Origin of the sequence: Kitasatospora sp. NPDC059747, from assembly GCF_042732955.1 — a bacterium.
Classification (GTDB): domain Bacteria; phylum Actinomycetota; class Actinomycetes; order Streptomycetales; family Streptomycetaceae; genus Kitasatospora.
The window spans coordinates 22,540-29,874 of sequence record NZ_JBHWGV010000110.1 but is presented as its reverse complement, the minus strand read 5'-3'; the positions used below and the strand labels follow the sequence as shown (position 1 = coordinate 29,874).

9 protein-coding genes are annotated in these 7,335 nt (G+C 74.3%); 6 read left to right on the top strand and 3 right to left on the bottom strand.

Going from position 1 to position 7,335, the window contains the following annotated elements; genetic code table 11:
* Nucleotides 1–52: 52 nt before the first annotated feature.
* Nucleotides 53–379 carry a winged helix-turn-helix transcriptional regulator gene (locus ACFV4G_RS34390; RefSeq protein ID WP_380446115.1) on the bottom strand — a complete coding sequence of 109 codons (327 nt, stop codon included), beginning with the start codon at nucleotides 377–379 and terminating at the stop codon, nucleotides 53–55.
* Between the two features lie 153 nt (nucleotides 380–532).
* Here ACFV4G_RS34390 and ACFV4G_RS34385 point away from each other — a divergent pair, with 153 nt between their 5' ends.
* Entirely contained in the window at nucleotides 533–931 is a 399-nt protein-coding gene (locus ACFV4G_RS34385) for a VOC family protein (RefSeq protein WP_380446113.1), read from the top strand.
* 33 nt (nucleotides 932–964) lie between these two features.
* On the opposite strand, the gene ACFV4G_RS34380 is transcribed toward ACFV4G_RS34385, so the two are convergent.
* Nucleotides 965–1,120: a hypothetical protein gene (locus ACFV4G_RS34380; RefSeq protein WP_380446112.1), complete on the bottom strand. Its 156-nt coding sequence runs from the start codon at nucleotides 1,118–1,120 to the stop codon at nucleotides 965–967.
* 277 nt (nucleotides 1,121–1,397) lie between these two features.
* Between ACFV4G_RS34380 and ACFV4G_RS34375 the strand changes: the two genes are divergently transcribed.
* The 4 genes from ACFV4G_RS34375 (at nucleotide 1,398) to ACFV4G_RS34360 (ending at nucleotide 5,876) form a co-directional block, all read left to right on the top strand.
* On the top strand, nucleotides 1,398–2,450 hold the full coding sequence (locus tag ACFV4G_RS34375; protein WP_380446111.1) for a BTAD domain-containing putative transcriptional regulator: 1,053 nt from the start codon (nucleotides 1,398–1,400) through the stop codon (nucleotides 2,448–2,450).
* 82 nt (nucleotides 2,451–2,532) lie between these two features.
* Complete coding sequence (locus tag ACFV4G_RS34370; protein WP_380446110.1) at nucleotides 2,533–3,201, top strand: hypothetical protein; 669 nt, start codon at nucleotides 2,533–2,535, stop codon at nucleotides 3,199–3,201.
* A gap of 130 nt (nucleotides 3,202–3,331) precedes the next feature.
* Nucleotides 3,332–4,894 (top strand): AMP-binding protein, encoded by a 1,563-nt coding sequence (locus ACFV4G_RS34365; protein ID WP_380446109.1) that lies wholly within the window; start codon nucleotides 3,332–3,334, stop codon nucleotides 4,892–4,894.
* A gap of 223 nt (nucleotides 4,895–5,117) precedes the next feature.
* Nucleotides 5,118–5,876 carry an alpha/beta fold hydrolase gene (locus tag ACFV4G_RS34360; RefSeq protein ID WP_380446108.1) on the top strand — a complete coding sequence of 253 codons (759 nt, stop codon included), beginning with the start codon at nucleotides 5,118–5,120 and terminating at the stop codon, nucleotides 5,874–5,876.
* A 50-nt stretch (nucleotides 5,877–5,926) separates the two neighbouring features.
* On the opposite strand, the gene ACFV4G_RS34355 is transcribed toward ACFV4G_RS34360, so the two are convergent.
* Nucleotides 5,927–6,601, bottom strand: coding sequence for a lysophospholipid acyltransferase family protein (locus ACFV4G_RS34355; RefSeq protein ID WP_380446107.1), 675 nt, complete (start codon nucleotides 6,599–6,601; stop codon nucleotides 5,927–5,929).
* 188 nt (nucleotides 6,602–6,789) lie between these two features.
* On the opposite strand from ACFV4G_RS34355, the gene ACFV4G_RS34350 reads away from it, so the two are divergent.
* Nucleotides 6,790–7,224, top strand: a complete 435-nt coding sequence (locus ACFV4G_RS34350) for a helix-turn-helix domain-containing protein (protein WP_380446106.1) — start codon at nucleotides 6,790–6,792, stop codon at nucleotides 7,222–7,224.
* Nucleotides 7,225–7,335: the final 111 nt, after the last annotated feature.

The window sequence follows — 7,335 nt, the reverse complement described above, 5'->3', positions numbered from 1 at the left end:
GTCCCCGCCTGAACCGGGGACGGGCCGCCGTCCGGGGCGGACGGGGACGAACTCAGTCGCCGTCCGGGTCGTCGAAGCGGCGCCGGGACGCCTCGACGTGGCCGACGTGCCGGCGGGTCCAGTGGCAGATGCCGTGCACCGTCTCCTGGAGTTCGCGGCCGGCCGGGGTGAGGGCGTAGTCGACCCGCGGTGGCACGGTGGCGTACGGAGTGCGCTCGACGATGCCGTCGCGTTCGAGGTTGCGCAGCGTCTGGCCGAGCATCTTGTGGCTGATCCCGTCGACCGCGGCCTTCAGCTCGCCGAAGCGCAGCGTCCGCTCCCCGAGGGCCTCGATGATCAGCAGTGCCCACTTGTCGGCGATCCGCGCGAACACCGACATGGCGATCGCACGGACCTCGGCCGTCACCTCCGGAGAGGTCCTCTCCACGGTCACCTGAAGGTTCCCCTGTCACCCGAAAGTGCGTTCTTCCAGGTCGACCCTAACTCTCCTACTGTTCCCGAGTGACCGGAAAGAACAGTTGAGGGGCGGGCCATGACCATCCTGAAGACCTACGGCCGGGTGTGGAGCGACGACATGGACTCCGCGCTCGCCGTGCTGGTGGAGCTGGTGGAGGAACCCGCCCACCTGCGTTTCGCGTTCGGGGAGGTGGAGATCGCGGCGATCGGCGACTTCCTGGTGATCGCGGGCAGCCCCGAGGCGACGGCGCGACTCCCCCGGGCCTCCACGACCGTGGTCGTCTCGGACCTGACCGCCGTGGAGGCGCTGCTGACCGCCCGTGGTGCGACGCTCACCCACGGCCCGGAGCGGAGCCTGACCGGCTCCTACCTGTACGCCCGGCACGCCGACGGCGCGGAGGTCGAGTACGTCCAGTGGAAGCCCGAACTGATCACCCGGATCCTGGGCCGGGCGGGCCGACCGGGCTCGGACTGAGCCGGCGGCCCGCCCGGCTCAGGTCGTCCCCGCTCAGGTCGTCCCGCGATCGTTCCGGCCCGCGGCCTGCGCGGTCTCCGCCGCCCTGGCCGCCTGGCGCTGGCGCCGCCTCGCGCCCAGCCAGCCCGCCAGACCGATCAGTCCGCCCGCGATCGCCGCGGCGACCAGCTTGTGCAGCAACTCGGACACAACGACTCCGCTTCCCGAAAGTGGCCGGCGCAGAGGATCGCGCCGCCGTGAACACCAATGGCCCGACGTTAGGAAGCGGCGATGAAATCACCGTGAAAGCGGCCGCGGGCCCTGCCCCGGTCACGTTTGCGCAGGTGAGACGCCGTATGCACGACCGGCCAGATATGGCCGCTCCCCCGTCCTGTCCCCCCGGCCGCCGCCCGGACCAGCATCGAGGCCTCAGCAGAAGCCCCGGAGCCGTCCGCCCCGGCCGGAGAACCAGAACCACGGAGCAGCCATGCCGCCGAGCCCACCCGCCGTCGCCGCCCTCGACCCCCGCCAGCGCGACGTGCTGTACGCCATCGGCTGCGGCCTGACGGACGCCGAGATCGCCGCCTCGCTCGCCATTCCGGAACGCGCCGTGGCCGGCCACCTCGGCCGGATCCTGGCCACGCTCCGGCTGCGCGACCGGGCCGCCGCCATCGTCCACGCCTTCGACTGCGGACTGGTGACGCCCGGCCACGGCCCGCGCCGGCGGGCAGCGGACACCCCGTCACGGACCGGTGCTCGCCGGCCGGCGGACCGTACGCCCGATGCGGGCCTGCGGATCTCCCTCCTCGGTCCGCCGCGGGCCTGGCGGGACGGGCGACCCGTCGGCCTCGGGCCGGCTCGCCAGCAAGCCGTCCTCGCCGCACTGGCCCTGCGGCCGGACCGGGCGGTGGGCACGCACGAACTGCTGGACCGGATCTGGGGGATGGAGCCGCCGATCGGGAACGTAGTGCCGGTCTACATCTACCGGCTGCGCAAGATCCTGCGCACCGGGCCCGGGGGCGGCACGGACCCGGTGATCGAACGGGAGCAGGCCGGCTACCGGCTCAACCGCCGTGCGGTCGAGGTCGACGTGGCCCGCGCCGAGGAGCTGGCCGCCGCAGCGACGACGGCCGAGCGCGCCGGTGACCTGGCCGAGGCCGTCCGCGCCTGCTCCCAGGCGCTGGACCTCTTCTACGGCGAGCCCCTGGCCGGCCTCCCCGGACGGTTCGCCGAACTCGAACGGCTACGGCTGACCGAACACCGGATCACCCTGGCCCAGCGGAAGGCGGAGTGGCAGCTTCAGCTGGGCCGGACCGCCGAGGCGACCGCCGAACTGTCCGCCCTGGCCACGGCGCACCCGCTCAACGAGCAGGTCGTCGCACTCCTGATGCGCGCCCTGCACCAGGGCGGCCGGCAGGCCGAAGCCCTGGCCGTCTTCGACCGCACCCGCCACCGGCTGGGCGAGGAACTGGGGGTGCTCCCCGGCGAGTTGCTGCGCCGAACCCGGCAGACGCTGCTCAGCCGGGGCCGGAACTCCTGACCGGGCCCGCGTCCGTCTCCGGGGAGTACGGAACCGGGCCGGGCTCCGGATCTTGATAGGGTCGAACGCCAGGGGGGCTGTCGTGAGCGAGATACCGCAAGCACGTGAGGAACTGAACCGGCTGGGCCGGTCCCTGCGCGAGCAGATGGTCGCGCTGATCACCGACCTGACGCCCGGCGCGGACCTCCACCTGCTGTTCCTCGACGATCCGTTGCTCGCCGACTGGCACGAGCCGCTCCGCCACCACTTTTCGGCCCTGTTCCGCGGGGAACGTCCCGCGACCGTCACCGCCGCCGAGATCACCTCCCGTGCGGCCGCCCTCCTCGACGCGGCCGGTTGGGACGTCACGACGTCGGAGGAGCAGCAGGACGGGAAGCGCGCCACCCTGGTCCTCGCCCACCGTGACGGCAACGTCATCCGGGTCGGGACCGGCGACCACACCTCCGCCGTGATGTTCAGCGGGCGGACGCCGGCACTGGCACTCCGTGCGCCGAAGCCGTTCCAGCGGCCGGAGCCGGTGCGGACAGCGGAGACCGTCACACCCGGTTACGTCCTCTGCTACGAGTGCGAGGGCCTCGGGTGGTGCTACGGCTGCGGCGGTCGCGGGTGGAGGCCCAGCGAACCCCATGGGCGGACCCGCTGCAGGGAGTGCTCCGGGAGGAAGGTCTGCCCGATCTGCCGTGGCGGGGGCGAGCTGGCCGTCTCCCAGCTGTCGGAGTACCAGCGGGGCTACTACCCGGACGTGGACTGACACCGGACCGGTGTCCTGTGTCCTGCGTCCTGCGTCCTGCGTCCTGCGTCCTGCGTCCACGGATGACACTCCCGCCGGACATGGCCGGAACTCGGCGGTGCACGGCGGGGAGTGGGGTTAGCCTGACGACATGGTTGCAAACTACAAGGAAGAAGTAGCCATGGGCGACCCGGCGTTCATCAGCGCACCCGCCCTGATCCTGCGGGCCCTGTCCACCGACCCGGACCGGCGCGCCATCACCACCGCCGACCGCGTCGAGGTCACCGCGGGCGACTTCGCCGCCGCCACCTACCGCCTGGCCCACGAGCTCGTCGCCCGGGGCGTCCGCCGCGGCGCGACCGTCACCCTCCTCACCGGCAACACCGCCGAGGCGCTCAGCGCCCGCTACGCCGCGGGCCTGGCCGGCGCGCGCGTGGTGAACCTGTACGACGGGATGAGCGCCCCGGTCCTGGCCGAGATCGTGGCCGGCGCGGACACCACCGTCCTGCTCGTGGACGCCGAACGGTACACGGACGCGGCCGAGTTGCTGCCCCTGGTCGACGTCACGGCGGTCCTCGCGCTGGGGCCGAGCGGGCCCGCCGAGGACGTGATCGCCGCCTCCGCCGGCCGGCCCGCCGAGGACCCGGCCGTCCCCGTCGGCCCCGGCGACGACATCGGGATCCGCCACACCGGCGGCACCACCGGCATCCCCAAGGGCATCGTCAGCCTCCACGGCGCCTACCGCAGCATCCTCGACACCCCGTTCGACGGCCGTCCGCACGACGAGCCGCCCCGCCTCCTCGTCGCCACCTCGCTCGCCCACCTCGCGGGGGTGCTCGCCGACGTGACGCTCCACGCCGGCGGCTCGGTCGTCCTCCAGCGCTCCTTCGACCCCGGCGCGGTGCTCGCCGCCATCGAGCGCGAACGCGTCACCGACCTGTGGCTCCTGCCGCCGCTGCTCTACCGGCTGCTCGACCACCCGGCCATCGGCCGCACCGGCCTGGCCGGGCTCCACCGCATCACGTACGGCGGCTGCCCCTCCTCCCCGACCAGGATCCGCGAGGCCGTCAAGGTGTTCGGGCCCATCCTGGTCAGCCTCTACGGCATGTCGGAGGCGCAGAAGATCGCCGTGCTCACCCCGGACGAGTACGCGCGGTTCGGCGACGACGGCCCGCTGCCGGTCGGCCGGCCCTTCCCCGACGTGGAGGTGGCGATCCGGTCCGCCGACGGCACCGACCTGCCGGCCGGCGAACCGGGCGAGGTCCACGTGCGCTCCGCCACCCTGATGGCCGGTTACCTGAAGCGGCCCGACCTCACCGAGCAGGTGCTGCACGACGGCTGGCTCGACACCGGCGACGTCGGCTACTTCGACGCCGACGGCTACCTCTACCTCTCCGACCGCCTCAAGGACCTGATCATCGTGGTCGGCGGCCACGTCTACCCCACCGAGGTCGAGGACCTCCTCCTCACCCACCCGGCCATCGCCCAGTGCGCCGTCTACGGCGTGCGCGACGCCCAGGAGGCCGAACACGTCCACGTCGCCGTCGTCCCCGCGCCGGGGCAGCGGCCGCAGCTGGAGGACGTCCGCGCCTTCGTCACCGCGAACAAGGGCCGCATCTACGCGCCCGAGGCCCTGCACCTGGTGGACGCGATCCCGCTGACGGCCGTCGGCAAGCCCGACAAGAAGCGGCTCCGCGAGGCTCTCGCGGACTGAACCCGCGTTCGCCCGGACGGCGGGGCGCTCACCGAAACCCCACCGAACCCCGCATGGATCCACACCCGCTTTCAGCCCATGGTGGGGTTTGGCTCAATGAACCACCGCCCGGGTGCCGAGAAGCCAACGGGGGTGGCGGCGCTGAGGGCTGCCACCCCCACCACGGCCCGTCAGGGCGGATACCCGGTTGGAGAACACCGGGCGCAGCACTACCATCCGGCACATGATCATCTCTCATGACGTGGCCGGGACCGGACCCGCCGTCCTCCTGCTGCACTCCTCGGTGTGCGACCGCCGGATGTGGGACGCCCAGTGGCAGCCGCTGGCCGACGCGGGCTACCGGGTGGTGCGGTGCGACTTCCGGGGGTTCGGCGACTCCCCGCTGGCGGACCGCCCGTACAGCGACGCCGGAGACGTCCTCGCCCTGCTCGAACACCTCGGCATCGAGTCCGCCGCGCTGATCGGCGCCTCCCACGGCGGACGGGTCGCGCTGACGGTGGCCGCGCTGCGCCCGCACGCCGTGTCCGCACTCGCCCTGCTGGGGGCGGGCATGCCCGGCCACGAGCCCAGTGCGACGCTGCGCGCCTTCGGTGCGCGCGAGGACGAGCTGATCGAGGCCGGTGACGTGGCGGCGGCCGTCGAACTGAACGTCTCGACGTGGCTGGGGCCGGACGCGGACGAGGAAGCCCGCGAGAGCGTCCGGCGGATGCAGCGGCACGCCTTCGAGGTGCAGGCCGAGGCCACCGGCGGACCGGATCGCGAGGAGGTCGACCTCACCCGGATCACCGCCCCCACGCTGGCCGTCTCCGGCGCGCACGACCTGCCGGACTTCCGCGAGATCGCGGCCGCCCTGCCCGTCCGGCTCCCGGGCGCCCGCCACCTCGAACTGCCCTGGGCCGGCCACCTGCCGAACCTGGAACGGCCGCACGAGGTGACGCGGATGCTCGTCGAATTCCTCGCGGACACCGCCGGATCGCGGTAGCGGTGACGGCGCCGATCGCCCTGCGGAGGCCTCGGCACGACGGAATCCTGCTAGCGCTCGAACGCTCCGGGGAGGCGGGTGAGCCCCCGACGCTCCTGCTCCGCCGTCCGCCAGGCCGCCGTGACCGCGCGGTGGGCGGCGGCCGTCGCCTCCGCGATGCAGCCCTCCAGATGGAGCGGCGCGCCCACGTGGACGTGCACGGCCGGACGCCGCAGCGGGGCGGTGGCGAAGCCGGCGATCTGCTTGGTGGCGCTGCCCGAACTCAGGCGGCGCGCACCGCACTGGCCGAGCGGCACCACCGGGGCGCCGCTCGCCGCGGCCAGCCGGGCCAGGCCGGTGCGGAAGGCGCCCGGCTCGGCGTCACCGGAGTCCCGGCGCTCGGGAAGGCAGCCCTCGCCGTAGATCAGCACGACGCGGCCGGCCGCCAGCGCGGCCGCGGCCGAGTCGAGGGCCGAGGCCGCCCGGGCCGTCCCCCGGTGGACCGGGATGTGCCCGTCGGCCCGCAGCACCCCGCCGAGCACCGGGATCCGCCAGAGCCCGGCGGTCGCCATCACCACCGGCTCGGTGCCGAGGCGGCGCAGCGCGGCCAGCACCACGCCCGGGTCCGCGAGGGAGCTGTGGTTGGCCACGACGATGCTGCCCGGGGCGACCGGGCCCGCCAGTTCGGAGGTGACGGACAGTCGGCCGAGGACGGGGAGCAGCGTGCTGGCGATCCGGCTGAGCATGGATGTTCCTCTTCTGGCCTTCGACGCGCGGGCTGGTGCCGCCATCCTCGCGGAGCACCGCCGCCGGCCGCCTGAGTAGCCGTACTCAACCCGGCGTGGGGGCGCCCGTCCGCACACCCCAACTCGGCTTCACCCAGGGCAGAACGCCGCGCCCTTCCCCCGGCGCCCGGGATCCATAGGCTGGAGGGGTGAGCACTCATGCGCCGAACGAAGCCCGCGTCATCCCCCTGCGCCCGAAGACCGCGCCGGCCGGTTCCGGCCGGGCGGCCGGTGCCCCGCAGCGGCCGGCCGCCGCCCCGCAGCCGTCCGAGCCGAAGGAACCGCTGTGGCGCGACCTCGTCGGCGACGTGCTGCGGCGCGAACGGCTGGCGCAGGAACGCACGCTGAAGGACGTCGCCGACGAGGCCCGGATCTCGATGCCGTACCTGTCGGAGCTGGAGCGCGGACGCAAGGAGGCCTCCTCCGAGGTCCTCGCGGCCGCCGCCCGGGCCCTCGGCCTCGGCCTCGGCGACCTGCTCTCGCTCGCCCAGGAGGACCTCGCCCGGCACGCCCGGACCAGCCGGCTCGGCCGGAAGTCGCCCACGGCGCAGTCGCGGTACGACGGCCTCTGCCTCGTCGCCTGACCGGGCCGGGGGGGGGGGGGCCCCCCGCGGGGGCGCGCCCCCCCCCCGGGGGCCCCCCGGCGCGGCCGCCCCGGCCCCCCGCCGGCGCGGCCCCCGCCCCCCCCCCCCCAC